This window comes from Mesorhizobium sp. B3-1-9, assembly GCF_006439595.1.
Classification (GTDB): Bacteria; Pseudomonadota; Alphaproteobacteria; order Rhizobiales; family Rhizobiaceae; genus Mesorhizobium.
In genome coordinates, this window is sequence record NZ_VFTJ01000033.1 from 1 (window position 1) to 23,849 (window position 23,849).

At 61.5% G+C, this 23,849-nt stretch carries 27 protein-coding genes and 1 tRNA gene; 20 read left to right on the forward strand and 8 right to left on the reverse strand.

All coding sequences use genetic code 11. The annotated features are described in order from the left end of the window. The 4 genes from FJW07_RS31860 to FJW07_RS30445 form a co-directional block, all read left to right on the forward strand. On the forward strand, positions 1-1,578 hold a 1,578-nt coding region (locus FJW07_RS31860; protein ID WP_181182770.1), incomplete at its 5' end, for a type I secretion C-terminal target domain-containing protein. Between the two features lie 113 nt (positions 1,579-1,691). Then, the gene (locus FJW07_RS30435; protein WP_140860175.1) at positions 1,692-2,060 is read left to right on the forward strand and encodes a hypothetical protein; all 369 of its coding nucleotides are present in this window, start codon (positions 1,692-1,694) and stop codon (positions 2,058-2,060) included. 182 nt (positions 2,061-2,242) lie between these two features. Further along, positions 2,243-2,947: a lytic transglycosylase domain-containing protein gene (locus FJW07_RS30440; RefSeq protein ID WP_181182771.1), complete on the forward strand. Its 705-nt coding sequence runs from the start codon at positions 2,243-2,245 to the stop codon at positions 2,945-2,947. A gap of 299 nt (positions 2,948-3,246) precedes the next feature. Beyond that, complete coding sequence (locus FJW07_RS30445; protein WP_246680911.1) at positions 3,247-4,407, forward strand: ABC transporter substrate-binding protein; 1,161 nt, start codon at positions 3,247-3,249, stop codon at positions 4,405-4,407. Positions 4,408-4,454: 47 nt separating this feature from the next. On the opposite strand, the gene FJW07_RS30450 is transcribed toward FJW07_RS30445, so the two are convergent. From FJW07_RS30450 to FJW07_RS30475, 6 genes are all read right to left on the reverse strand, one after another. Further along, positions 4,455-5,345, reverse strand: coding sequence for a sterol desaturase family protein (locus FJW07_RS30450; RefSeq protein ID WP_140860182.1), 891 nt, complete (start codon positions 5,343-5,345; stop codon positions 4,455-4,457). A gap of 69 nt (positions 5,346-5,414) precedes the next feature. Further along, complete coding sequence (locus FJW07_RS30455; RefSeq protein ID WP_140860189.1) at positions 5,415-5,954, reverse strand: prepilin peptidase; 540 nt, start codon at positions 5,952-5,954, stop codon at positions 5,415-5,417. Positions 5,955-5,962: 8 nt separating this feature from the next. Next, a complete protein-coding gene (locus tag FJW07_RS30460) occupies positions 5,963-6,511 on the reverse strand; it encodes a tetratricopeptide repeat protein (protein WP_140860195.1) in 549 nt (182 codons plus the stop codon). A gap of 54 nt (positions 6,512-6,565) precedes the next feature. After that, the gene (locus tag FJW07_RS30465) at positions 6,566-7,516 is read right to left on the reverse strand and encodes a type II secretion system F family protein (RefSeq protein ID WP_140860369.1); all 951 of its coding nucleotides are present in this window, start codon (positions 7,514-7,516) and stop codon (positions 6,566-6,568) included. Between the two features lie 14 nt (positions 7,517-7,530). Beyond that, the gene (locus tag FJW07_RS30470; RefSeq protein ID WP_140860202.1) at positions 7,531-8,502 is read right to left on the reverse strand and encodes a type II secretion system F family protein; all 972 of its coding nucleotides are present in this window, start codon (positions 8,500-8,502) and stop codon (positions 7,531-7,533) included. Further along, a complete protein-coding gene (locus FJW07_RS30475; protein WP_140860209.1) occupies positions 8,502-9,887 on the reverse strand; it encodes a CpaF family protein in 1,386 nt (461 codons plus the stop codon). Before FJW07_RS30475 ends, FJW07_RS30470 begins: the two co-directional genes overlap by 1 nt. Positions 9,888-10,383: 496 nt before the next feature. On the opposite strand from FJW07_RS30475, the gene FJW07_RS30480 reads away from it, so the two are divergent. The 11 genes from FJW07_RS30480 to FJW07_RS30530 all read left to right on the forward strand — a co-directional run bounded on the left by FJW07_RS30480 (position 10,384) and on the right by FJW07_RS30530 (position 18,846). Beyond that, on the forward strand, positions 10,384-10,584 hold the full coding sequence (locus FJW07_RS30480; protein ID WP_140835580.1) for a Flp family type IVb pilin: 201 nt from the start codon (positions 10,384-10,386) through the stop codon (positions 10,582-10,584). 71 nt (positions 10,585-10,655) lie between these two features. Next, a complete protein-coding gene (locus FJW07_RS30485; RefSeq protein WP_140860215.1) occupies positions 10,656-10,856 on the forward strand; it encodes a Flp family type IVb pilin in 201 nt (66 codons plus the stop codon). 145 nt (positions 10,857-11,001) lie between these two features. After that, positions 11,002-12,003: a Flp pilus assembly protein CpaB gene (gene cpaB / locus FJW07_RS30490; protein ID WP_246680912.1), complete on the forward strand. Its 1,002-nt coding sequence runs from the start codon at positions 11,002-11,004 to the stop codon at positions 12,001-12,003. A 50-nt stretch (positions 12,004-12,053) separates the two neighbouring features. Next, complete coding sequence (locus FJW07_RS30495; RefSeq protein ID WP_140860229.1) at positions 12,054-13,499, forward strand: type II and III secretion system protein family protein; 1,446 nt, start codon at positions 12,054-12,056, stop codon at positions 13,497-13,499. Beyond that, complete coding sequence (locus FJW07_RS30500; RefSeq protein WP_140860237.1) at positions 13,486-13,785, forward strand: hypothetical protein; 300 nt, start codon at positions 13,486-13,488, stop codon at positions 13,783-13,785. Before FJW07_RS30495 ends, FJW07_RS30500 begins: the two co-directional genes overlap by 14 nt. Positions 13,786-13,890: 105 nt before the next feature. Next, positions 13,891-15,363, forward strand: a complete 1,473-nt coding sequence (locus FJW07_RS30505) for a Tad domain-containing protein (RefSeq protein WP_246680914.1) — start codon at positions 13,891-13,893, stop codon at positions 15,361-15,363. A 5-nt stretch (positions 15,364-15,368) separates the two neighbouring features. Further along, entirely contained in the window at positions 15,369-15,917 is a 549-nt protein-coding gene (locus FJW07_RS30510) for a TadE/TadG family type IV pilus assembly protein (RefSeq protein WP_246680915.1), read from the forward strand. 2 nt (positions 15,918-15,919) lie between these two features. Continuing rightward, the gene (locus tag FJW07_RS30515) at positions 15,920-16,567 is read left to right on the forward strand and encodes a TadE/TadG family type IV pilus assembly protein (protein WP_140860258.1); all 648 of its coding nucleotides are present in this window, start codon (positions 15,920-15,922) and stop codon (positions 16,565-16,567) included. Further along, positions 16,564-17,727: an AAA family ATPase gene (locus FJW07_RS30520; protein ID WP_140860265.1), complete on the forward strand. Its 1,164-nt coding sequence runs from the start codon at positions 16,564-16,566 to the stop codon at positions 17,725-17,727. The genes FJW07_RS30515 and FJW07_RS30520 overlap by 4 nt, the downstream gene beginning before the upstream one ends. Then, a complete protein-coding gene (locus tag FJW07_RS30525) occupies positions 17,714-18,289 on the forward strand; it encodes a L,D-transpeptidase (RefSeq protein WP_140860272.1) in 576 nt (191 codons plus the stop codon). Before FJW07_RS30520 ends, FJW07_RS30525 begins: the two co-directional genes overlap by 14 nt. Beyond that, the gene (locus FJW07_RS30530) at positions 18,286-18,846 is read left to right on the forward strand and encodes a hypothetical protein (RefSeq protein ID WP_140860280.1); all 561 of its coding nucleotides are present in this window, start codon (positions 18,286-18,288) and stop codon (positions 18,844-18,846) included. The genes FJW07_RS30525 and FJW07_RS30530 overlap by 4 nt, the downstream gene beginning before the upstream one ends. 31 nt (positions 18,847-18,877) lie before the next feature. On the opposite strand, the gene FJW07_RS30535 is transcribed toward FJW07_RS30530, so the two are convergent. Beyond that, complete coding sequence (locus FJW07_RS30535) at positions 18,878-19,411, reverse strand: hypothetical protein (protein WP_140860289.1); 534 nt, start codon at positions 19,409-19,411, stop codon at positions 18,878-18,880. 204 nt (positions 19,412-19,615) lie between these two features. On the opposite strand from FJW07_RS30535, the gene FJW07_RS30540 reads away from it, so the two are divergent. After that, positions 19,616-20,320 carry a thermonuclease family protein gene (locus tag FJW07_RS30540; RefSeq protein WP_246680916.1) on the forward strand — a complete coding sequence of 235 codons (705 nt, stop codon included), beginning with the start codon at positions 19,616-19,618 and terminating at the stop codon, positions 20,318-20,320. Between the two features lie 254 nt (positions 20,321-20,574). Further along, complete coding sequence (locus FJW07_RS30545; RefSeq protein ID WP_246680917.1) at positions 20,575-21,321, forward strand: GGDEF domain-containing protein; 747 nt, start codon at positions 20,575-20,577, stop codon at positions 21,319-21,321. A gap of 45 nt (positions 21,322-21,366) precedes the next feature. On the opposite strand, the gene FJW07_RS30550 is transcribed toward FJW07_RS30545, so the two are convergent. Further along, positions 21,367-21,441: transfer RNA gene (locus FJW07_RS30550), tRNA-Thr, on the reverse strand. A 224-nt stretch (positions 21,442-21,665) separates the two neighbouring features. Here FJW07_RS30550 and FJW07_RS30555 point away from each other — a divergent pair. The 3 genes from FJW07_RS30555 (at position 21,666) to FJW07_RS30565 (ending at position 23,849) form a co-directional block, all read left to right on the forward strand. Continuing rightward, on the forward strand, positions 21,666-21,890 hold the full coding sequence (locus FJW07_RS30555; RefSeq protein ID WP_140860304.1) for a hypothetical protein: 225 nt from the start codon (positions 21,666-21,668) through the stop codon (positions 21,888-21,890). Between the two features lie 139 nt (positions 21,891-22,029). Beyond that, positions 22,030-23,322: a UDP-N-acetylglucosamine 1-carboxyvinyltransferase gene (gene murA, locus FJW07_RS30560; protein WP_140648023.1), complete on the forward strand. Its 1,293-nt coding sequence runs from the start codon at positions 22,030-22,032 to the stop codon at positions 23,320-23,322. A gap of 92 nt (positions 23,323-23,414) precedes the next feature. Next, the gene (locus FJW07_RS30565) at positions 23,415-23,849 is read left to right on the forward strand and encodes a DUF2948 family protein (RefSeq protein ID WP_140648024.1); all 435 of its coding nucleotides are present in this window, start codon (positions 23,415-23,417) and stop codon (positions 23,847-23,849) included.

Sequence of the window (23,849 nt, forward strand, 5' to 3'; positions counted from 1 at the left end):
GTGACCGACGGCGACGGCGACAAGGCCTCGCAGTCGCTCAACATCGGCAACGCGCTGAGCATCAAGGACGACGGCCCGGTCTTCACCTCCGTCATGGACGCGATCGTGGCCAACCAGGCCGGCACGAGCTTCACCGGAACCTACAACGCGGCTTTCGGCGCCGACGGGCTCGATCACCTGTCGCTCGCGCTGCTGGCGAGCGGCACGTATAGCGGCAGTGCGGTCACTTTCGCCCAGACTACCAACTCAGACGTCACGACCGTTCAAGTTCAGGACGCAACCACGCACGCCGTGATCTTCACCTTCTACTACACCGAGACCCCACAGGCTGACGGCGGTGTGCTGATGCATGCCTATTCGAACTCGGGCGATCCGGCAGGCAGCGCCTTCTTCACGCTGGATCTCAATGCGAATGGCACCTATGACTACACCTTGAACTCGCCGTCGGTGATCACCACGACGACCGTGACCGGTGATTCCGCGTTCACGTCCTCCGGTGGTGCACAAAATTCGCTTACCTCGCCCGATGGCCAGCTCATCATCACTGGCGATCTCAACGGTGCTGGAGCGCAGGTCAAGGCTTCCAACGTGGGTATCGCGGTCGGCAGCAGCGGGCAGCAAATGGATGTGCACGAGACGCTGCACCTCAACTTCACGCAGGATCAGACAACCGTCAGCTTTGTTCTCAACAAGTGGGGCGGAAACAGCAGCAGCGTCGCCGACATCCAGTTCCACGTGCTCGACAATGGTGGCTCCGTGAGGGACTTCGATCTTCAGATCGCAAAGCCCTCGACCGACATCACGATCAAAATCGTGGAGACCGCCGACAACACGCTGTTGACCACCAATGGCGGCGTGGCGTTCAACGCGGCGACCAGCACCTATACGCTGTATGTCAATCACACCTACGATAACATCAACGTCACCTATGACCATGAGGTCAGCGGCAACGCGACCTTTGCCTTCAACAACATCACCTATGGCGAGGTGACGACGATCCACGATCTGACGATGAATTTCGGCCTGTCGGCGACCGACCACGATGGCGACGCCTCGACGCTCGCCGATCCCCTGACAATCGCTACGACTTCCTCGCTGACGCTCGACGCGCATAACACAGCGTTCGCCCCGGTCGACGGAAATGACGGCGTCGTCATCACCGGCGGCTCAGGCAACGACACGCTGATCGGCGGCGACGGGAACGACATCCTCTACGGTCACGCTGGGGCGAACACGATGACCGGCGGCGCGGGCAACGACACATTTGTGATCGATCCATCAAAGCTCACGCTCCACGTGACCGACGTCATCGCGGACTATGCACCGGGCCATGACGTCATCGATCTGTCCGATCTGCTCCAATCCCTCGGCGCCAATGCACCGACGACGGATGCGCAGACGGGCGCTGCGGTCAACGTCACCTTCTCGAACAACGCGGCTCACGTGATGGTCGACGACAACGGTACCGCTGCCGGCGGCAATATGGTCGAAGTGGCATCGCTGACGGGCGTGGGCGTCAATTCCGCGATTACCATTCTCTACGATCACACCCACACTCATACGGAAAATGTGACTTGACGGTGCGATCGTTTGGATGACGCAAACTTGGTGGCTCGGAGGCGTGGCGCAAGGCCACGCTTCCATGCTAAGCATTAGCAACGCTTGAATTCGCAATTCGAAGAGGGGCTTACATGAGACATTCCGTAAGATTTCTGGCTTCGGCCGCGGCGCTGCTGCTGGCTGGGTCGACGGGGTTCACCGCCGACATCATCGGCGAGCCGGCGGTGAATTATTGCCGCACCGTCGGCACATCGGACCTGGTGCTGACCGACAACATGGTCGAGCTCAAGGACCATGTGGTGAAACTGATGGACGAATCGGTCGCCGTCGCCAACAGTCCGGAATGGATCAACTCGTCGCGCCCCGCCTTCGTCTGGGCGTCGGAAGCCAAGGTCGCCTGCGGCATGGCCTATGGCTATCTCAAGACGAACTACAAGGACGAAGACACGCTCAACAAATGCGAGTGCTTCCACGACCGCATGGTCGAATATATGCATTGAGCTGACGGGCAAGCGGACGCCGACTGGCTGCGATGGTGGCCGACGGAAAATTGCCGAAGGCGATCGCGCTGGATCGTTTCATCGTTTCACGGAAACGGCGAAACGATCTATCTCCTTGTTTTGACCCAATTCCGAACGGAAAACCGCTACGCACTTTTCCTGGAATTGCTTTAGCGGTCGCCTTGCTCGGTCTCGGTCAAACATCCGTCCACGCCAACTGGCTGGAACGGCCGCAGCCGCTGAGGGCGCGGCCGGCGCACTGCGCTGCGGCGCCGGAGCGGACCCGCGAGACATTCAAGGCATTCGCCACTTGCCAGGCGTCGCTCTACGGCCTCGAGCCGGTGCTGGCGCATGCGGTGATGGAGATCGAAAGCGGCTTCGATCCCGGCGTGCGCGGCGCCGATGGCGAAGTCGGCCTGATGCAGGTGATGCCGGCAACGGCGCGGATGCTCGGCTTTCACGGTTCGCTCGACGAGCTCGGCGAGCCCGCTACCAACATCGCGCTCGGCGTCAGATATCTGGCGCAGGCAAACAGGCTCTCCGCGGGCGATCTTTGCACCACCGTGATGAAATACCGGGCCGGGCATGGGGAAACCCGCTTCTCGGTCCGCTCGGTCAACTACTGCCAGCGCGCACGCGCGATCCTGGCACGGGAAGGCCTCGATGTGGCCGGGCCGCTGCCGGTGGCGACGATCGGATTCTCCGACGTCTCGACGATCGGCTTCTCCGACGCTTCCATGGACGGCGCCATTACCGGCCAGGAGAAACGCGTCTGCGTGCGCCGATCGTTCGTGCCCGGGCCGCGCTACATGAAATGCGCCGAATATCGCAGCCCGGCGCAAGCAAGGGCGATACAGGCGCTGAGAGCGCGGCTCTTCGATGGCTAAACCATGACGCAAGAATCACGGGACGGCCAAGCAAGCAAGACGGTAAGGTCGGTTGAAGACAGACCGGGGCAAATACCTGGCGGCACATGGGTGGAAGCATCATGAAAGTTGAGCGGCACGATCCGGACCTGAAGCGCGCCGCGCCGAAACGGATCGTTGCGGCGTGCTTCAGGTCTTTGTCGGATGCATGTCGTCTCCCCAAAACCGGGACCACTTTTGGGCGACATGCATCGGGGGCGATCGCTCTCGGGCTCGTCGCGGCGCTATGCGGATGCCAGTCCAAGAGCGGCGCGTCGGATGTGCTCGATCCATCGGCGATTGCAGCACCCGCGGGCCAGGCTGGCACTCCGGCGGCGCCCGCCCAGCAGGCAAGCGGTCAAACCTTAGCCAGCGCGACCTCGGGCGGTCCGACCTCGGCCGCCGCCAAGGCCCAGCTGACGCTCGGCGCGGGACCGACCAAGGTGGCCATGCTGCTGCCGCTTTCGGCACCTGGCAGCACGGGCGAGAACGGCCGGAAGATGTATGACGGCGCGCGGCTGGCGATGGCCGACCTCGGCGACAAGCTTTTGACGCTGACGATCGAGGATACGCGCGGCGACAGCGGCTACGCCAAGGACCTCGCGGTGAAGGCGATCACGTCGGGCACGGCAAAGGTCGTCATCGGGCCGTCCGAGCTCGCGGCGGCGCAGCACCTTGCCAAGCTCTCCGCCTCGAAGCGGCCGCCGGTGCTGGCGCTGGCCGACAATTTCGCCGGCGGCCCCGGCGTCTATTCGGTAAGGCTCGGCGAAGCCGATAGTGCCGCGGCGGGCGCGGCGGCGATCGCGAGCAAAGGCGCCAAGAAATTCGTGCTGCTGGTGCCTTCGGGCGCGGATTCGAGCCCCATCGAATCCCGTGTCGCCAACGCGCTCAGCATCTATGGCGCCACGCTTGCAGTGACGCTGCCCTATTCGGCGACGGATGGGGGCGCCAAGGTGGTGTCCGACATGGGCTCGCTGGTCGAGGCGCCCGACGCCGTGGTCGTCGCCTGCGGCGACGGCAGCCCTATCGCCGTGCTCGCCGCGCTGAAGGCAAAAGGCATTCCCGGCAAGGCGGTGACGCTGATCGGCACCGACCGCTGGCTCGAGCGGCCGATGGATCCGCTCTATGAGGGCGCCTATATCGCGACGCTCGACGAGGGCGAGACCGGGCCGATCGCCGACCGCTTCAAGGCGACCTACAAGTACCAGCCGGACGTCAACGTGGCCTATGCCTACGACATGGTGGCGCTGAGCGCGGGCATAGCGAGCTCGGCCGGCCCCGACGGCTTCAACAAGCAGGTGCTGGAGAACACGACCGGCTTCCGCGGCTCGACCGGCCTCTTCCGCTTCCGCGCCGACGGCTCGAGCCAAAGGTCAATGCCGTTTTTCAAGGTGGAGAAGGGCCAGCTGAAGCTAGTGGAGAAATCGACTTCGGGGTTTTGAGGGGCGGGTCCCGGGCAAACTCTTGCGGCACCCAACCGTGGGTTGACTTATTCGGCCGGAATATCCCCTCGATCATCAACGACTTGGCGCCGTACCGTTGGAAGCAAGCGGATCGCGAGCCTGGACCACTCAATCAGAGGCCAAAGCGTCAATTTCAAAACGTCGTTGCGCGGAACGCCAGTAGCCCCCAGGGGGACGTTGCAAGTGCCAGGCACCCTATAGGTGCCGAATATCCAGTCGAAGAATGGGAAAACGTTGGCCAGGTTCTTGCCGTAGGCAGCCGGCACATCGGCATGGTGCCAGCGATGGAAGCGAGGCGACGCGATAAGCAACCGCAACGGGCCGTGTCCCCAATCGACATCGATGTGGACATAGATGTTGTGGAACAGGACGATTAAGGCGCCATAGCCGATCGCATCACTCGGCAATCCGATCCAACTCAGCAAAAGGGTGTAGGAGACCAACATCACGAGATTCTCCAGCGCGTGGACACGGTATGTGGTCAAACCGTTGACGACCGGGTCGGAGTGGTGAATCGCGTGCACGGGCCACAGCCACTTCATATGCATGAGGCGGTGGTTCCAGTAATTGGCGAAGTCGGCAGCCAGAATACCGAAGAAGCTAAGCAGCCATGTGGGACGGCCGGCCCAAACGCTGCCCGGAATGCTCGGTATGCCAAGCAGGTCATAAGCTTGCTTTGCGTAATCCGAAAGCAGCCAAATTCCAGGAACCAGCAAGATATTTATGTGGAAGATCGCTAAGGTCGCCGCTATGCTTTCGATGGCGCGTCGCGACAAGGACCGACGCCAACCTTTGCGAACAACATCGCATCCCAAGACGATGAGCAGAAAAGCGGCCACGAAGTAAAAACTGGGGTCGCTTGCCAGTCTGCACCACGCATCAAAGCGGGCGATGATGTAGTCGCCGACGCTCTTCACTCTTGTTCCCTCAACTCCCCACGTTCACCTCAAATCGCTGCGACGAAAAACCTGAACCCGCCCCAACGATCAATTTAGCTGCTCCAGAATTCCCGAGCTGGTTGCCACCACAACGGCGTGATACATTTGGAACGCTATCGCGCAGATGGTGGCCGCCGAAATCGGCACGCCGAACGGCACGACGCCATCCTGGTCCATGTGCTGCACATATTGGCGGAATATGCCTGCCGGCAGCACGAAGGGATTCTTGATCACCGCCGCTGTGGCAATCGCGAAAATCAGCAGCAACACGGAAAACACAGCTAGATTGCTTCCACCAACCAGAAACGGCGTGACGCTCATCAGCTTGACATCGCCGGCGCCGACCTTGCGCAAAAACCAGAACGGAAAAAGAGCAAGGAACAGCGCAACGCCGCCAAACGCGCTCATGCCCATCTCCAGCCATGAATGACTTTGCAATGATTGGAATTGCAGAGTTCCAAGGCCGAGGCACAGGAGCAGTAGCACGTGATAGTTAGATATTCTCTGCGTGGTGAAATCTGTCCAGGCAATCCGCCCAAGCAATAGGATTGCCAGCCCCTGGAAGACAAGCGAAGCGGTCAGCAACATGGCTTGTCCTACCGTTCGATGTTCTGCACGCTTGACGACAGCAGCTTCAGATTGTTGGCCACGGTCGGATCGTTGGGCGCCAGTTCATAAGCCTTGAGGAAGTTGCTGCGAGCGTCCTGTAGCTTTCCGCGCAGCAAATAGGAATAGCCGACATTGTTGTAATATTCCGGCGTCGCGCCGAGCAACCGGTAGGCGCGACCATAGGCCATGTCGGCCAGATCGAAACGGCGGATGCGGTCGCAGGACGCGGCGAGGCCCAGCCAGGCAACGCCGTCATTCGGCGCAAGCCTTGTCGCCTTGTAGAACAACGCGCCGGCATTGCCGTAATTTTCGGAACGGAACTGCGTCTTGGCCTCGGTGACCGCCTGGTCGGAGGCGTAGTAGTCGACGTCGCTCACCGTCTTGAGGCCGTCGAAGGCGTCGCCGAAGGCAGTGTAATCGCCTTTGGCGGGCTCATTGGTACGCACGACGCCGGTGCTGTTGCCATCGGTCGACTGACAACCGGCAAGAGCCGCCAGCAGCATTGCCGCGGCGGCGAGGCGTATCGGCCTTTTCACTATATGCCCCAACATGCTCTCCGATTCTATTTTAGAAGATAAGCATACGACGATTCAGAAAAAAATGCCCTTCATGCGAATGAGCACCGGCAGCATGATGACCATCATCACGACGGGGAAAATGCAGAGCCCCAGCGGGATCATCATTTTGACCGGCAGTGCATTGGCGCGCTCTTCCGCAGACAAAATTCTTTGGCCGCGCATCTCGGCGCTATAGACCCGCAAGGCATCGGTGAGGCTGGTGCCGAGTTCTTCCGATTGCCGGAACAGCACCGCCAATGCCTTGGCTTCATCAAGTCCGATACGGTCCGCCAGTTCGCGCAAGGCGTCGCGAAGCGGCTTCCCAGCACGCAATTGCAGATTCATGATCGAGAGTTGGATGCCCAGCCATTTATGGGTGCTTGCCATCTCCTGGCTCACACGCTCGACCGCCGCCTCGAGGCTCATGCCGGCATCGGCGCAGGTGATCATCATGTCCATGAAGTCTGGGAAGGCGCGGCGATAGACCTGCTTTTGCGCCTTCTCGAAACGATCAAGCATGATGCTGGGAACAACGATGCAGGCTAGTCCGAAGAGCGACGACGCGGCGAGGGCAATGAATCCTGGCAGCGATGGCGGCAATATCCTCGACAGGAGGGCATAAATAGCCAGAAAGCCTATGGCGACGACGCCCAGCCGGCAAAGCGTGTAAATGAGAGGCGCGCTGGAATGATAAAAGCCCGCTCGAAAGAGCTTGGCCTCGAGGGCGTCAGGCTCGTTGCGCTCTTTCTCCATCGATTTGAAATAGGCTTCGATCGGCTTTTGCGCCGCGGCCTTGGCGAGACTGTCTTGTCCCAGGATTGATCGGCGATCCACTTGCCCGTCGCCGACAAGGCTATCCGTCACCAACTTGCGCGTCTGCATCGCCGGCAGGAATACCAGCGCACCGAACAGAAACAGGGCTCCAGCGGCGGCGAAGACCGCGAGAGAGACGAGAAAGGCCAGGTCGTCTGTATTCGAAAGCAGGCTCATGGTCGCTCCTAAAAATCGAACGTGACCATGCGATACATGATGTAGTCGCCGAGCAGCGCCCAAGTCCCAAACGCCAGGAACACCGGCAGGATCAACGGACTGCCCCAGACTTGGCCATAGTAGGAAGGCGCAACGAGGATCAGGATCAGAAACATGACGACAGGAAACAGCGAGATGAGCCATGCCGACGCGCGACCCTCGGCCGAAAGCGCCCTGATCTTCAGTCTGAGCTTTTGCCTTTCGCGCAACACGGATGAAAGGTTTGCAAGAATCTCCGTTAGGTTGCCTCCCGTCTTGGCTTGGATAGCGAGCGACACGGCCAGCAGGTGCAGGCCTTCGAAGCCGACCCGCTCCGACAATTTCCGGACCGCCTGCTCCATGCTGAGTCCGAAGGTGATCTCGTCGGCGACAATGCCGAATTCCGTGCCAAGTGGGTCAGGTATCTCACGCGCCACAAGACCTATTGCGACGGAAGCAGGATGACCTGCGCGCAGCGAACGAACGATCATGTCGAGAGCGTCGGGCAATTGTTTGGCGAATTTCTGAATCCGTTTGGTACGTGCCCGGCGCAAAACAAGAAGCGGCAAGGCAAGGCCTACCACGAGAAAGATGATGAAAGCTGCTGGCGCTGCAACGTGCAGGAAAAACCAAGGCAGCAACGCCATCGCCAGGCCAGCCAGAACAAACGAAACGACGAAAGTCATCGGGTTTCCTGTAACACCCGACTGGGTGTACAGCCGATTTAACCAAACAAAACTGGAGATGAAGTCTCCCGAGTCGGTCAGTCCACGTTCGCGCAACAGGCTTTGCAATGTTTGCTCTGCCGGCGCGTCATTGGCGATAAGGCGGAGTCGATGATTGACCGCGACCCGACGCGAACGCCGGCTGGCCAGTGAAAGATAGAAGGCCTCACCAGCGAGGATGACTGAGGCGGCCGCAACCACATAGATGAAATAGAGCAGTGTCTGTCCCGTCAGCATTACAGCGCCACCTGCGGATTGAAGGCATCCTTGGCAAAGTGGAGGCCGAGCGTGGCCGCCTCCCCGGCAAAGCGCGGGCGAACGCCGGTGGCGCGGAAATCGCCGATAATGGTGCCATCGGCGGCGACGTCGCGCCTGACATAGTGATAGATTTCCTGCAACTGCACGATGTTGCCTTCCATGCCGGTTATTTCCGAGATGGAGACGACGCGCCGTCCGCCATCGGAGAGGCGCTGCGTCTGCACGATGATGTCGATGGCCGAAGCGATCTGTGCGCGGATCGATTCATGCGTCATCGGCAGCCCGGCCATGCCCACCATCTGTTCCATGCGGGAGATGGCGTCGCGCGGCGTGTTGGCGTGGATCGTGGTCATCGAGCCTTCGTGGCCGGTGTTCATAGCCTGAAGCATGTCGAAGGCTTCCTCGCCGCGTACCTCGCCGACGATGATGCGGTCGGGCCGCATGCGTAGCGCATTCTTGACCAGCTCGCGCTGGCGGATCTCGCCTTTGCCCTCGACATTGGGCGGGCGCGTTTCCAGCCGGCCGACATGCGGCTGCTGCAGCTGCAGTTCGGCCGCGTCCTCGATGGTGACTAGGCGCTCCTTCGACGGAATGTAGCTCGACAGCGCGTTGAGCAACGTCGTCTTGCCGCTGCCGGTGCCGCCCGAAACCAGGATCGACTTGCGCGCCTGCACCGCGATTTTGAGCATGTCGATCATCGGTTGGCGGATCGAATTGAACGCCATCAGGCGTTCCAGCGAATAAGGATTCTTCGAGAATTTGCGGATCGAGACCAGCGGACCATCGACCGAAACCGGCCGTACCGCGATGTTGACGCGCGACCCGTCGGCCAGACGCGCATCAGCCATGGGCGCTGATTCATCGACGCGGCGACCAATGGCAGACACGATCTTGTTGATGATACGCAGCAGATGCGCCTCGTCGCGGAAACGTATCGAGGTTTCCTCGATCGTACCGCGGCGTTCTATAAAGACGCGCTCATGGGTATTGATCATGATATCGGCGATCGAATCGTCCTTGAGCAGTGGCTCAATCGGCCCGAGGCCTAGCATCTCGTCGGCCGTGTCGCTGGTCAGCTGATCGAGCTCGCGGGCATTCAGGGGAACGTTCCGGCTGCGCACGAACTCGCGCACGATCGGTCGGATCTCGTCCAGGATCTCGTCCTTCGACGCGGTTTCCAGCGCCGCCAGATTGAAGCGATCGATGAGGTGGCGATGCAGCTCGACCTTCAAGGTCAGGAAGTCGAGAGCTTGCGGTTCGGCATCAGCCGTAATGACGGCAGTTGTTCCGTTCGCCGCCGCAACCACGGGTGCCACCAGCGGCGCCCGCTGCTCACCCGGCCCTTTGATGAAGCGACCCAACATGCCGTCCGCCCCTTTCGATATCCCCAAGCCAGAAACTAAGCGTTAACCACAAGGGGCACAAGCGGCGCGAGGCAAAGCACCGGCAATTACTTGCGACATAGTTAAAAAAGTGGCGATGATGCCACATAACTATTTCGGGCCAATCTTTAGCCCCCAGACTAAAGTCCTAGGACCTTTGCCGCAGCAAAGGGGACGATGCCCCTAAGCCATTAGATATAAAGAATTATGCAGGAACTCTAACCCATCCGCAAAAAGACCTAACCGTGGCCGAATTGTGAATGAATGGTTAAGGAGACTTGAAAAATGAGGCGAATCAAGCCCTTGTCCCAAATGAAAATGCCAAGAGCCGAGTATTGAAAGGTTAAGCTTCCGTTAATCCGTTTGACACTGCTTTTTCGCACGACCTAGGATTGAACGTGACGGGGGATGCTTGGGTATGGGGTACATTCCTTGGCTCTGTCTCGTCGGGTTCAAACCTCCAAAGGGAGAAATTGGCATGAAGAAGCTCATGACCTTGGCCCGGCAGTTCCGCGACGACGACAACGGCGCTGCTATGGTCGAATATTCGATTCTGATCGGTATCATTACCGCAGCGGTGATCGCGATCATCATCGGCGTTGGTATCTATGTCAAAGATCAGTGGACCACGTTGTGCACCAATCTGAAGACTGCGGATGCGAAGGTGACCGGCTGCTGACCCAGAAATTGGCCAGGCCCGGAAACGACCCTCGGGCCTGGTCGAAATTGGATCCCAAGGGAGAAATTGGCATGAAGAAGCTCATGGCCTTGGCCCGGCAGTTCCGTGACGACGATAACGGCGCTGCCATGGTCGAATACTCCATTCTGATCGGCATCATCACGGCAGCTGTGATCGCGATCATCATTGGCGTTGGTATTTACGTCAAAGATCAGTGGACCACGCTGTGCACCAATCTCAAGACCACCGATGCGAACGTGACCGGCTGCTGATTCAGAAACTGACCGGGCCCGGAGAGGGCCTTCGGGCCCGGTCGACTAGATGTAGCAAAGCAATCTCGAGTTGGGCGCCGTTTGTCTGCGCTAGGTGGGTTTGCTTGAATGGGGCTTGGGGCAAATGCGCGCTAATACACTGATTATGATCGTGCTCGCCGGTATATTCGGCGTCCTGGCGGTTGTGCTCGTCAATATCTGGCTTGCTGGCCAGCGCAATGCCTTGGCGCAGTCCAACGGCGTGCAAGCGAGCACTGTCGTAGTCGCGGCGGTCCCCCTGAAATTCGGCGACGCTCTGAGCGTCGACAAATTGCGCGAAATTGCATGGCCGGCAGGAGCGGTCCCGACCGGTGCGTTCAAGACCGTCAAGGAAGCGATGGCTGGCGAAGGGGCGCGCCAGGCGCTGCAATCGATCAGCGCCAATGAGCCTGTTCTCGCTGCCAAAATTACTGGCCCAGGCCAGCGGGCCACGCTGTCGGCGGTGCTTGCCGAGGGCATGAAAGCAGTTTCCATCCGCGTCAACGACGTGCTCGGCGTCGCGGGATTTGTCTTTCCAGGCGACAGGGTCGACGTGCTTCTGACCCGGAACGTTCGCGGCGACGACGGCGCTGATAGAAGCTTCGTCGACGTGTTGCTGCAGAGCGTGAAGGTGCTTGCCGTCGACCAGGTCGCAGATGAAAGCAAGGATGCCCCGCAAGTCGTGAAAGCCGTCACGGTCGAAGTCAGCACCAAGGATGCCCAGAAGCTCACCTTGGCTGCGGGAGCCGGCCAGTTGTCGCTGGCGTTGCGCCAGGCTGCCGGCAGCAAGGGTGAGACGAATGAGAGAGTAACCCTGGCGGATCTGACCGGCGACACGCCGGACGATGTCGCCAAGCGCCAGGCCGAGTTGGATAAGCAGAAAGCTGATGAAGCCGCGCGCAAGCAGGCCGACGAGAAGATCGACGGACTGGCCAAGGCGGTGGAACGGGTCGGCAGCCAGATCGACCAGATCAGCAAGACAAAGCCGGTCACGATCGTGGCTGCCGCGCCTCAGCAGCAAGTGAAGGAAGTGATCAAATACGTCCAGCCTGAACCGCCCAAGCTCGCGACAATCGGCGTGTTTCGCGGCGTCAAGCTGGAATCATACGAAGTGCCGCGACAAGACTGACGACGGTCGGCGCGGCGGGCTGCCACAGGCAGCAAACGGGGAGACGGGGAATGCAGGGATCTTGGGTTAGGATAGCGGCGGTCGCGCTATCCTTCTTGGTCGCACCGGCGATGCTTGGCCATCCAGCCAGGGCGGCTGACCGGTTCATCGACGTGTCGCGTCCGTCGCTGCACCGCGTGTTCGTGCCGGTTTCTCAATCCGCCACGATCCAGGTGAACGCTACCTTAGGCGACATCGTCGTCGGCGATGAGAAGATCGCCGACGCGCAGCCGATGACCGACAAGACGCTCTACATCATCGGCAAAACCGTCGGCACCACCACTGTCAATCTGTTTTCCGAGGACAAGCGCTCGCTGGGCGCCATCCAGATCGAGGTCGGCCAGGATGTCAGCGACATGGCGGTAGCCATTCGCCAGGTGGCGCCAAAGGCCCGTATCGAGATCGGCTCGATCAACGGCAAGGTTCGCCTGAGCGGCCATGTCAAGGACGCCGCGACGCTGGCATCCATCGTGGAAGTCACTCAGCAATATGGCCCGGACGCCATCATCAATGCCGTCACCATCGACGACAGCGAGCAGGTCAATCTGTCGGTACGAATCCTCGAGGCCAAGCGCAATGCCGGGCGCGATCTTGGTGTGTCGATAAGGAGCACAAACAGCCGCGGCACGACGCGAACAGGTACGGGCATTGCGGCAGTCGATGCGGATAATCATGTGCTCGGCGCCGGCGATCTCGTTACCGGGCTTTTGTCGAATACTAATCCGTTCGCAGCGCTGATTACCCGCGTTATCGACAGCAACATCAAGGTGGATCTCATCATCGAGGCGCTTGAATCAAAGGGCGTCGTTCGTACGCTGGCCGAGCCTAATCTCACCACGGTTTCCGGTGAGACGGCCAGCTTCAATGCCGGCGGCGAAGTGCCGGTGCGCAGCGTCAATTCTCAAGGTGAAGTAGAGATCGTGTTCAAGCAGTTCGGCGTCAATTTGAACTTCACGCCGGTGGTGCTGGACGACGGCAAGATTCACATCAAGCTGGCGCCGGAAGTCAGCGATCTGACCGGCTTCACCAGCGCCGGCGATCCGATCTTCACCAATCGCAAACTATCGACCGTGGTCGATCTGCGCGACGGCCAAAGCTTTGCCGTGGGTGGCCTGCTTTCGAGCAAAAACACCAAGCAGCAAGACCAGGTACCTTGGCTCGGCCAGGTACCGATCGTTGGGGCGCTGTTCCACAATTCGAGCACGCAGAAGGAAGAGACCGAGCTTGTCGTCATCGTGACGCCGCATCTCGTGCGACCGGTGAAGCCCGGCGAGCAACTAGCGACGCCTTTCGACAAGACGAAGCCGGCCAACGACCCGGAACTCGTGCTGCTCGGCCAGCTCGAAGTCAGCAAGGACATGATCCGTATGTACGAGCATGGCGACGGTGTCACCGGCCCCTATGGCCACATGCTGGATGTGAAATCGAAGGACAAGCTGCTCTATGTCAAGAAGTAAGCTCCTGCTCGTTCTTCTCGGTAGCAGCCTGCTCGCGGGCTGCGCGTCCGACTACCTGAACAATTACGACACGATGACGCTGGCGTCCGGCGACTCGCAGAAGACCAATCAGCTGCTGCAGACGGTCGACCCGTACAATCCGGCGTCCAACAACACGAAGATCGAAGGTGACGGCGCGCGGTCCGTCGGCGTCGTGCAGAAATACAAGCTTCCGCCAAGCGGGGGCCCGACGACGAACATGACAGTCAATGTCGGGCCGTCGGTTGGAACGAGCACCACCAACTGAGCAAAAAAATGCGGGGTCGCGCCAGGCGACGAGGGCCGGCGCAGGACGAAAGAGAGCAAGGTCATGTTGGGGACCATACGCAGATTCTGGCGTGATCAGCGTGGCATGGCGCTCGTCCTCGTCAGCATCATGCTGCCGGCAATTATCGGTTTTTCGCTGCTGGTCATCGACATGAGCCGAGCGAACAATCTGCATAATGATTTGCAGAAGGGGACCGATGCGTTTGCGCTTGCTGGCGCGGCCGAGCTGGACGGTACGAGTGGCGCCTGGGGTCGTGCAGAACGGGCCATGGCGACGCTCGTCAGCAATGAAAGCAACTTCTCAACATCCGGCCGAAATCCCCTGACCTCGGGACAGCCAGGCGGCACTCAGCGGTGCAATAGTTCGGGAAACATCTCCTGGTGTTTCCTGAAGAGCCTTCCGACCGACGACACCGCCGCCATAACGACAGCCAACTACGCCAACACCGACCCTGCAGTTGGCGAATTGGAGACCCGGTTTGTTCAAGTGACGGTCACGCCAAAGGGATTTGCCGCTATCTTTCCAGCCTCATTTCTTACCGGAAACTCCGCCAGCAACAATTTCAACGTCGGCGCTACGGCAGTCGCCGGCTTCACGTCGAGCGTTTGCGAATACACCCCGGTGTTCATGTGCAATCCGTACGAAGATACCAGTGTCACCGGGGGCGTGACACTGGAGCAGGCGGCGCAAAGCAGGCAATATCGTCGACGGCAAATCGTGTTGCGCGGTGACGGATCGTACGCCCCGGGCAATTTCGCTTTCTTGTCCTCACCATTTGGAAACGGCGCCAACGAGCTTGAAAAGATGCTCGCGGACTCCAAACCACAGAACTGCTATTCGCGCGATGGCGTCCAAACAGAGCCGGGACAGAACTCCGGTCCCGTGCAGAATGGAATCAACTCCCGGTTCGGCATCAACTCTTCCAATTATTCGGACGGACCCGCGGTCAACGTGCGCAAGGGCGCAATAAACTGGGACCAGTACGTCGCGGACAACAAGGTCGACTACCAAACAGATGCCACCAAGGGAATTGGCCTCGAGCGCGATTCGTGCCAGATCGCCGGCGACTGCACGATGATGGGTGGCCGGATGGGCGCCGGCGACTGGAATTTCGCCCGCTATTGGGCCGCCAACCATCCTACGCGTGCTGTTCCGTCAGCCCTGTCGGGCACCGGCGCCGACCTTCCGACGCGCTACGAGACCTATCGCTACGAGATCGATCCTAATGGCGATGGCAACACGTCCGACAGCATTGTCGGCGACGCCTCAGTCGGCGGCGAACAGGGCATCCCTCCGGCAGCGGCAGGCACACCGATTACCACTACCGACCGCCGCTTGCTCTACGGCGCGATCCTGGACTGCAGTGCGCTCCAGGCAAGCGGCGTGAGTTTCAAGGGCCGAGCGACGGTTCCGGTCAGGCGCTTCGGCAGTTTCTTCATCACCGAGCCGATCAAGGACGGCAAGAACATCTATGTCGAACTGGTCGACATCACGGGTAAAGGCGGACGCGGCACGCTGGACAACTATCTTCGCGACGAAGCGCAGCTCTACAGGTGACGTCAATGTTTCAAGACATCGCACGTCATCTGAAAAAATTCCGCCAAGATCAGCGTGGCGCAGTGCTCGTCGAGATGACCCTCGTCGCGCCGCTGATGCTGTTCCTGTCGGCCGGCGTATTTGAGTTCGGCAATCTCATTCACGACAAGCTGCTGATGGAAGCCGGGCTAACCGACGCAGCCCGCTTCGGGGCTCGTTGCAACAGCCAGATGTACACCGATGTCGGCTGGTCGGCTATCGACTGCGCCGACATGGCAACGAACATCGCTGTCTACGGCACGGCTTCACTGACTGTCGTGAGCGGCAATGTGACGAACACACCGCGCGTCAGCGGGTGGCAGAAGGCGAATGTCACGGTGACCATTGGCGCCAGCGGCTCGTGCCATGACGCCGTCGTTGCCGGCGTTACCCAATACCGGTCGGTGACTCCGCAAGTCTGCATCGTCAGAGCGGCAGGTACCTATCCCTATAGCGGCGTCGGTATGCTGGCGCTTCTCAACATCGGCCCGATCACCCTAAGCGGCTTCCATGAGGAGCGGTTGATCCGGTTCTGACGATGATGACGCTGTTCGCAAAATCAGAGCAGGGCTCGGCCATGGTCGAGATGACCATCGTCGCGCCGTTACTATTTGCGCTGACGCTCGGCTTCGTCGATTTCGGTTACGCCCTCTATCAATGGAATGGTGCAACCAAGGCCGTGCAGATCGGCGCAAGGCTTGCCTCGATTTCCGATCCCGTAGTGAAGGCAACCGTGCTTGCGGCCGCGGCGCCGACATCGGTGCCAGGGGCGCCAGTTGCGGCCGGCGCCTATGCCCCGTTCGTCTGCCAATATACCGGCAGCACTGGCGCTTGTAATGGCAACTCCGCCAACTTCGACGTCAACGCCTTCAGCCGCATCTTCAGAGGCGACACAGCCGTCACCAACGACGATGCCTGCCCCGCCCTCACGGGAACCCAAAGGCCCGGCATGTGCCATTTCTTTCCCGGCCTCTTGAGAACCGACGTGGTCATAACCTATTCGGCAACGGGACTTGGATTCCAGACCAGGCTCGGCGGCCCTGTGCCGACCATCACAGTCAACCTGCAGAACCGAACTTTCCAGTTCTTCTTCCTGAGCGGACTGATGGGGTTCGCCAACATCAACATGCCCTCCATGCTGAGCACGGTCACGGGCGAAGACTTGAAAACGAGCGCGCCACCATGAACGCCATCGACACCAGAGTTCTCCCGACCAAGCGAAAGCAGGTGGCGCTGTTTTCCGCCGATGCTAATTTCAAGCGCGACGTGACCACGCGGCTCGACGCGCTGGCGATCTATGACGTCAAGGTCTCGGACGCGGCGGAGTTCCTCAAAGGGCCGCCTGTCGACAGCCGGCCGGGCATCATCATCCTCGATCTCGGCAATGGCGAACTGCTCGGCAATGCGGCGATCGTCGAGGCGCGCGCGGCCTGGGCCTCGGTGCCGCTGATCGCGATCTCCGACGAGCTCACCTCCGAGCAGACGCGCGTCCTGGTGCGCATGAACGCGTCGGACTGGCTGCACAAGCCGCTCGACGCCAAGGAGCTGCTCAACGCCGTCACCTTCCACGACACCGGCAGCCAGGGCACCAAGAGCCGCATCATCACCTTCATCGCCGCCAGCGGCGGCGCCGGCGCAACCACGCTGGCGATCTCGGCGGCCGAGCACCTTGCCTCGAAATCGGCCGAGCGCGCGGCCTCGACCTGCCTCGTCGACCTCGACTTCCAGAGCGCCAATTGCGGCGCCTACCTGAACCAGTTCAACCAGTTCGACCTCTCCGGCATCATCGGCCAGCCGGACCGGCTCGACGTCGAGCTCATGGATGTCATCAAGCTGTCGCGGCCGTCCGGCCTCACGCTCTACTCTTTCGAGCGGCCGCAGCTGCCGTTCGAGCCGCACGGTTCCGACTTCGTCTTCAGGCTGCTTGACCTCGTCGCCTATCGCTTCGACGACATCGTCATCGACCTGCCCAATATCGAGACGCCGTGGCACGATTCGGTGCTGCGCACGAGCGACGAGATCTTCATCGTCTTCGAGCTCAATGTCGCTTCGCTGCGGCAAGGTAAGCGGCTCTACAAGAAGATCCGCGAATTGCGCGGCAACAAGGTCAGCATCACGCTGGTCGCCAACAAGCACAAGCGCAAATGGTTCGGCAACCACTTCTCGCGCAGCGAGCTGGAGAAGATCTTCAAGGCGCCGCACATCAAGTCGCTGGCGCTGGACAACGCGCTTCTGGCCGACGCGCTGAACCGCGCCATCCTGCCTTCCGAGGTGGACGGACGCGCGCGCTTCAACAAGGACCTCAAACGCATGTTCAAGGAGCGGCTGGACAATGCCCAGCGCTAGCTCGACGCACTGGGTGACGGCGCGCCTCGCGGCTGCCTGCCTGATCGGCATCGCGTCGATGTCGGCTTGCGGTTTGGCGGAGGCCGGATCGCCGCCGCTGCCGGCCATGGGCCCCAGCCTGCGCAAGGCGGTCGCCTTTGAGACCGGCGAGCCGCCGGGCACGATCGTCATCCGCAAACACGAAAAGGCGCTCTATCTGGTGACGGGCCAGGGCCAGGCGCTGCGCTACCAGATCAGCGTCGGCCGCGACGGCTTCGGCTGGACCGGAACGGTCAAGGTAGCCTCCAAGACCGAATGGCCGGAATGGCGTCCGCCCAAGGAAATGCGCGCGCGCCAGCCGGAACTGCCGGCGATGGTGCCGGCCGGTCCCTACAATCCGCTCGGCGCCAGGGCGCTTTATCTGTCGCGCGACGGACGCGACACGCTCTATCGCATCCACGGCACCAACGATCCCAAGGGCGTCGGTTTCGACGGCACGTCCGGATGCTTCCGGCTGACGAACACCGATGTGATCGATCTCTTCAAGCGCGTCGCGGTGGGCGCAAAGGTGGTGGTTGAATGACGATGATCAGCGAGCCGGACGTTCCGGCAATCGAACTCGGTCACAGGGAAGCCGGTCCGGGGAAGCCCAGCCGCGCCAGACTGATCGGTGTCCTCGCGGTGGGCGCCGCGCTCGTCACCTTCGTCAACGTGACGGCCGCCGTCTATCTCTATCGCGGCGTCAACGACCTCAAGACGATGGAGGCGCGGCTGGGAGAGCTCGGCCAGTTCGAGCAGCGGATCGGCGCCCGCATCGACACCGTCAACAACGGTTTCCAGAGCCGGTTCGAGACGCTGGACCGTCAGTTGCAGGCGAATTTCGGCCAGATCAACGGCAATATCGCCAAGTTGGAGCAAGGCCAGCCCGTCGCCGCCAGCGAGCCAGCACCTGGCGCGCCGGAGCCAGCCCTACTCGACAACACCACGGTGGCGGATGCTTCCGCGGCCGACGAAAGCGGTGCCGATGCCGCCGACGCGCGGCCCTCGTTCAAGCGGAAGGCCGCGCCTCCAGGCCCCAACCCGGCCTACCAGCGCATCCAGCAACCCGACGGCAAGGTCTATTACAAGAAGATCAACTGAGCAGACGGGCTGTCGCCGCCTGGTCGGCCGGTTACAGATCGCGCTGCAGCGTCAGCATGCGGACCGAGCGGGTTTCGCTGCGCAACCTCTTCTCGCTCAAGAATGCGGCGTGACAATAGGCGCAGGCCGCGAGGCCGAGGCACAACACGAGGCAGTTCTGCAGGCTGAGGTCGACCATCAACGAGTACCGCCAGCCGCGCGGCGTCGTGAAGGCGGCAATCCTGCTCGCCGTTTCAGCATGGCTGCTCAGCGCGATCATCAGACCGGCGAATAGCATGGCTGCATGGTTGGCGAGGAAGAAGCCGGCGGACCATTTTGAGCGGCTGGCCATCCAGCAGCCGCCCGTCGCAAAGACGATGATGGCAGCATCAAGCGCCATCGACCCGCCAAGATAGAGATTTATCTGCTGCCAGAACATGGTCGAGAACGGGCGCAGCTCCAGCCAGGCATGCCACACAGCGGGGCTCGCCGGATAGAAGCCGAGAAGCATTGCTGCCGCTCGCTCCGCCGCCAGCAGAAGCAGCACCAGGGCCGGAAAGGCAAAAAGCAGTATCGGCTTGCGCATCGTGTCATCCCCTCGACATCCGATCACCGATTCTAGGCCGCATTGGTTGCGCGACACTTAACGCAACGCCTTGCTTTTCAAGGATTGTCGCTCATGTCTAATGTATGATCCGGTTCAACGGGGTGACGCCGTGTCGACAGGAGCTAACGGGTCGGGCTCGGGCGGCATCATCGACAGCCGCCGCGACCTCGCGGGGTTCCGCGCGTGAGCCAGGCGAATCCGCCCGGCCGCCCGCTGCTGGCGTCCGCGCTCGGCGGTCTCGGTTTGCTCGCAGGCATGGCGCTGATCGCCGAGGGCGGGCGCCGACTGCCGCCCGCTTCGATCGCATCGGCTCAGGGCGCCGGTGACCTGAAGCCGGCCTCCCATGCCCCGATCCATGACGCGCGGCCGGGCCAGCCGGCGCGCAAGATCGCCGAGGATCTCATTGCGCCGCCGCCGCTCGACCCATCCCGGATCGAGCGCATCGAACCGCGTCCTCCGCTTGGCGAACTCGGGCTTGCGCCGCGACCGAAGACGCCGATGCCGCAGGATTGGCGCGAGACCCTGCTTTTCGGTCCGGTCGCGACCTCCTCGGCGGTCTTCGAAGCCATGGGACGCACGGTCGCCATCAGCGGGACGGTCGACATAGATCCGGACAGGACCTGCACGTTTGACGACATCGCCTGGCCCTGCGGCCAGCGGGCGCGGGCCGTCTTCAACGCCTGGCTGCGCGGCCGGGCGCTGAAATGCCTGCTGCCGCCGGACGCCGACCGTTTCGCCATCGCGGCGCCCTGCGCGCTGGGCAAGCAGGATGTCGGCGCCTGGCTGGTTTCAAACGGCTGGGCGATGGCCGCTCCGACCGGCATTTACGGCAAGGCGGAGGTGGTGGCGAGAAACGCCCGGATGGGCATTTTCGGCCCACCGCAATAACGCGACAGCGGGAAAGTCAGTGGCCAGTTCTCCTCGCGGACTTGCGTGAAAGCAGAATGGTCAGAGCGGTTCAGCAATTCTAAAACCTGGGGCGACGACCAGGCCGGTCATCAGCCGCGGGCCGCGGCCGCTGGCGCGCCGGATTCAGCGCTTGCCATGGAGAAGATGCCGACTTGCATCAAATTGTACGCTTTCCTGACACCGAAATCGTAACCGGCCTCCTGTAAACGATGCGTCGAACAGGAGATTGGCCCTTGACCACGAAAACACCGACCGCGCCGGTTCAAACGTGGAAGCACCTCATCTTGCTGGCCGTGCTTGGCACCGCCGCCTGCGTCGCGCTTTCGCTTGGGTTGAACTACCTGCTGCTTTTCAGCGACAGCCTCACACCATTCGGCCGCGGGGCCGTTACGGCAATCGTCGTGCCGATCGTCATCGGTCTGCCGTTGTTTGCCCTCACCGGCTGGCAACAGATCGAGATGCGCCGCTACCGGCAGGAACTCACCAGGTCCGGCACCTATGACCAGTTGACGGGCTGCCTGAACGGCAAGGTGTTCACCTCGATGGTCGACAGGAGGGCGGCGAGACCGATCGGCCCGCGCTCGGGGGCCTTTCTGGTCATCCATCCGCAACATCTGACATCGATCAACCTGCGTTTCGGCCTCGAATGGGGCGACGAGGCCTTGCGGCTGATCGCGTCGGCCATCCGGTCCGCGGTGCGCAAGGACGATCTGATCGGCCGGATCGGAACCTCGATGTTCGGCGTCTTCCTGCCGGGCGCGAGCGAAGAGGACGCCAAGGACGTGGGCGAGCGCATTCGCGGCACGGTCGGCGAGATCTATTTCGCGCCGAAAGGCGACAAGGACGTGCTTGCGATCAGTGTCGGCGGCGTCATTTTCGAGCGTGAGCTGGATTTCGAGGACATGTTCCGCTTCGCGGAGGAAGGCATGGCCGAGGCCTCGGAGGAAGCCGGCCTGCGGCTGTCGCACGTCACCAACTGAGCCGGCGCGATCGCCCGACAGGCTCACTTCGATGTTCTGGAAAGCTGGTGCTGCGAGAGAGGATTGAACTCTCGACCTCTCCCTTACCAAGGGAGTGCTCTACCACTGAGCTACCGCAGCCTGCGATGGCGGCGCTTCTGCCATATCGAACCGGTAAGCGCAAGGCCAAGAAAAACCCAAAGCGTCGCATCTAATTCTTGCCGGCAATTATGCGGGTTTGGGCGGCATGCGCGGCTGATCCATAGCGTGAAATCGGCTCTCGGCCCGCTTCCATGACATGGGCGCGTTAAAATGCTAGCCATTGCGGAATCGCGGCCGGCTGACCGCCGGCCAGGGATCGGACGATGAACGACAAGGCAAATCCACCGAAAAAAGGCGACGGCGAGCGCAAGGACCGGCTGGCCGAGGCGCTGCGCGCCAATCTGCAGAAGCGCAAGGCCCAGACGCGGTCGCGGCGCGCCGGCGACGCTGACAAGGAGCGCGCCCGCGACACTGACAAGCAGCGCGCCCGCGATGCGGATCAAAGGTCCGAAGGATTGCCGGCTGCTGGAAAAATGCACAAGGACTGACCAAATCAGCCATACTGGCCGGTCACAGTTGGTCCGGTTTCAAGAAAATCCTATTTCTTGAACCAAGCCGGCCAATGGTCTAAGCCGGGCGCATCAACCGATTGAAACCGGCCTGTTCTGGCCGAGGGGACATTTTCTCATGGATCGCATCAGAATTGTCGGCGGCAAGGAGCTTGCCGGTACCATTCCGATCTCGGGCGCCAAGAATGCGGCATTGCCGCTGATGATCGCCTCGCTGCTCACCGACGATACGCTGACGCTCGAAAACGTGCCGCATCTGGCCGATGTCGAGCAGTTGATCCGCATCCTCGGCAATCACGGCGTCGACTACTCGGTCAACGGCCGGCGCGAAAAGCAGCAGGAAGGCTATTCGCGCACGATCAATTTTTCGGCCCGCAACATCGTCGACACCACCGCGCCTTATGAGCTTGTTTCGAAGATGCGCGCTTCCTTCTGGGTGATCGGACCGTTGCTTGCCCGCATGGGCGAGGCCAAGGTGTCGCTGCCCGGCGGCTGCGCCATCGGCACGCGCCCGGTCGACCTGTTCCTCGAGGGCCTGCAGGTTCTCGGCGCGGAGCTCGACGTCGACAATGGCTATGTCATGGCCAAGACCAAGAACGGCCGCCTGATCGGCAATCGCTACGTGTTTCCCAAGGTCTCGGTCGGCGCCACCCACGTGCTGATGATGGCGGCCTCGCTCGCCAAGGGCGAGACAGTGCTGGAGAACGCCGCCTGCGAGCCGGAAATCGTCAATCTCGCCGAATGCCTGATCGCCATGGGCGCCAAGATCCACGGCGCCGGCACCTCGACCATCACCATCCACGGCGTCGAAGCGCTGTCGGGCGCCCGCGTGCGCGTCATCCCCGACCGCATCGAGACCGGCACCTACGCCATGGCCGTCGCCATGACCGGCGGCGACGTGATGCTCCACGGCGCCCGACCCGATCTGTTGCAGACCGCGCTCGACGTTCTTGTCGAGACCGGCGCGGAGATCACGCCGACCAATGAGGGAATCCGCGTCAAGCGCAACGGTGCCGGCATTGCGCCGGTCGACGTCACGACCGCCCCCTTCCCCGCCTTCCCGACCGACCTGCAGGCGCAGTTCATGGGCCTGATGACGATGGCCAAGGGCAAGTCGCGCATCACCGAGACGATCTTCGAGAACCGATTCATGCATGTGCAGGAGCTCGCCCGGTTGGGTGCCCACATCACGCTTTCCGGCCAGACGGCGATTGTCGACGGCGTCGCCAAGCTCAAGGGCGCGCCCGTGATGGCGACCGACCTGCGCGCCTCGGTGTCGCTGGTGATCGCCGGCCTTGCCGCCGAGGGCGAGACCACGGTCAATCGCGTCTACCACCTCGACCGCGGCTTCGAGCGGCTGGAAGAGAAGCTTTCCGGGTGCGGCGCGGTGATCGAGCGGATTTCGGGCTGACGCTTACCCGCATCTGCCTCGGGCGAGTTGCACCGGCGGGAAAGACCGCATAACAGAGGGCTGAATTATCAACCTTCAGGTGCGCATTCGGCATGGCAGCTCTCAAGCTCATCGCGCTCGACGAACAGGATCTGAGCATCGTCTCGGCGCATGTCCAGGACGCCGTGATAAAGGTCTCCGATCTTGAATATCTGCCGGCGGCCAAGCGCTTCGTGCTGACCATGAACCGCTTCGTCTGGGAAGCGAAATCCGGCCTGTTCCGCCAGCACAATGAACGGCGCCAGAGCGTTCTGCATTTCGATCGCGTACTCGGCGCCAAGACCAGCGGCATTGCGCGCGACAAGCCGGCCGAGGTGCTGTCGCTGCTGGCGATCAGCTTCATCGCCATCAGCAAGCCGGCCGGCATCGTCGAACTGGTGTTTTCGGGCGGCGGCACCATCATGCTCGACGTCGAATGCGTCGAGGCACGGCTTGCCGATGTCGGCGGCTCCTGGGAAGCCACCTCGCGACCCGTGCACAGAGGCTAA

Bases quoted from the DNA above. Each gene is read 5' to 3' on its own strand.
- FJW07_RS30505 (WP_246680914.1), top strand. From the start codon at position 13,891: ATGGCGCTCGTCCTCGTCAGCATCATGCTGCCGGCAATTATCGGTTTT.
- FJW07_RS30530 (WP_140860280.1), top strand. From the start codon at position 18,286: ATGACGATGATCAGCGAGCCGGACGTTCCGGCAATCGAACTCGGTCAC.
- FJW07_RS30495 (WP_140860229.1), top strand. From the start codon at position 12,054: ATGCAGGGATCTTGGGTTAGGATAGCGGCGGTCGCGCTATCCTTCTTG.
- FJW07_RS30455 (WP_140860189.1), bottom strand. From the start codon at position 5,954: ATGTTGCTGACCGCTTCGCTTGTCTTCCAGGGGCTGGCAATCCTATTG.
- FJW07_RS30480 (WP_140835580.1), top strand. From the start codon at position 10,384: ATGAAGAAGCTCATGACCTTGGCCCGGCAGTTCCGCGACGACGACAAC.
- FJW07_RS30520 (WP_140860265.1), top strand. From the start codon at position 16,564: ATGAACGCCATCGACACCAGAGTTCTCCCGACCAAGCGAAAGCAGGTG.
- FJW07_RS30535 (WP_140860289.1), bottom strand. From the start codon at position 19,411: ATGCGCAAGCCGATACTGCTTTTTGCCTTTCCGGCCCTGGTGCTGCTT.
- FJW07_RS30475 (WP_140860209.1), bottom strand. From the start codon at position 9,887: ATGTTGGGTCGCTTCATCAAAGGGCCGGGTGAGCAGCGGGCGCCGCTG.
- murA (WP_140648023.1), top strand. From the start codon at position 22,030: ATGGATCGCATCAGAATTGTCGGCGGCAAGGAGCTTGCCGGTACCATT.
- FJW07_RS30435 (WP_140860175.1), top strand. From the start codon at position 1,692: ATGAGACATTCCGTAAGATTTCTGGCTTCGGCCGCGGCGCTGCTGCTG.
- FJW07_RS30525 (WP_140860272.1), top strand. From the start codon at position 17,714: ATGCCCAGCGCTAGCTCGACGCACTGGGTGACGGCGCGCCTCGCGGCT.
- FJW07_RS30485 (WP_140860215.1), top strand. From the start codon at position 10,656: ATGAAGAAGCTCATGGCCTTGGCCCGGCAGTTCCGTGACGACGATAAC.
- FJW07_RS30515 (WP_140860258.1), top strand. From the start codon at position 15,920: ATGATGACGCTGTTCGCAAAATCAGAGCAGGGCTCGGCCATGGTCGAG.
- FJW07_RS30500 (WP_140860237.1), top strand. From the start codon at position 13,486: ATGTCAAGAAGTAAGCTCCTGCTCGTTCTTCTCGGTAGCAGCCTGCTC.
- FJW07_RS30510 (WP_246680915.1), top strand. From the start codon at position 15,369: ATGTTTCAAGACATCGCACGTCATCTGAAAAAATTCCGCCAAGATCAG.
- FJW07_RS30555 (WP_140860304.1), top strand. From the start codon at position 21,666: ATGAACGACAAGGCAAATCCACCGAAAAAAGGCGACGGCGAGCGCAAG.
- FJW07_RS30565 (WP_140648024.1), top strand. From the start codon at position 23,415: ATGGCAGCTCTCAAGCTCATCGCGCTCGACGAACAGGATCTGAGCATC.
- FJW07_RS30470 (WP_140860202.1), bottom strand. From the start codon at position 8,502: ATGCTGACGGGACAGACACTGCTCTATTTCATCTATGTGGTTGCGGCC.
- cpaB (WP_246680912.1), top strand. From the start codon at position 11,002: ATGATCGTGCTCGCCGGTATATTCGGCGTCCTGGCGGTTGTGCTCGTC.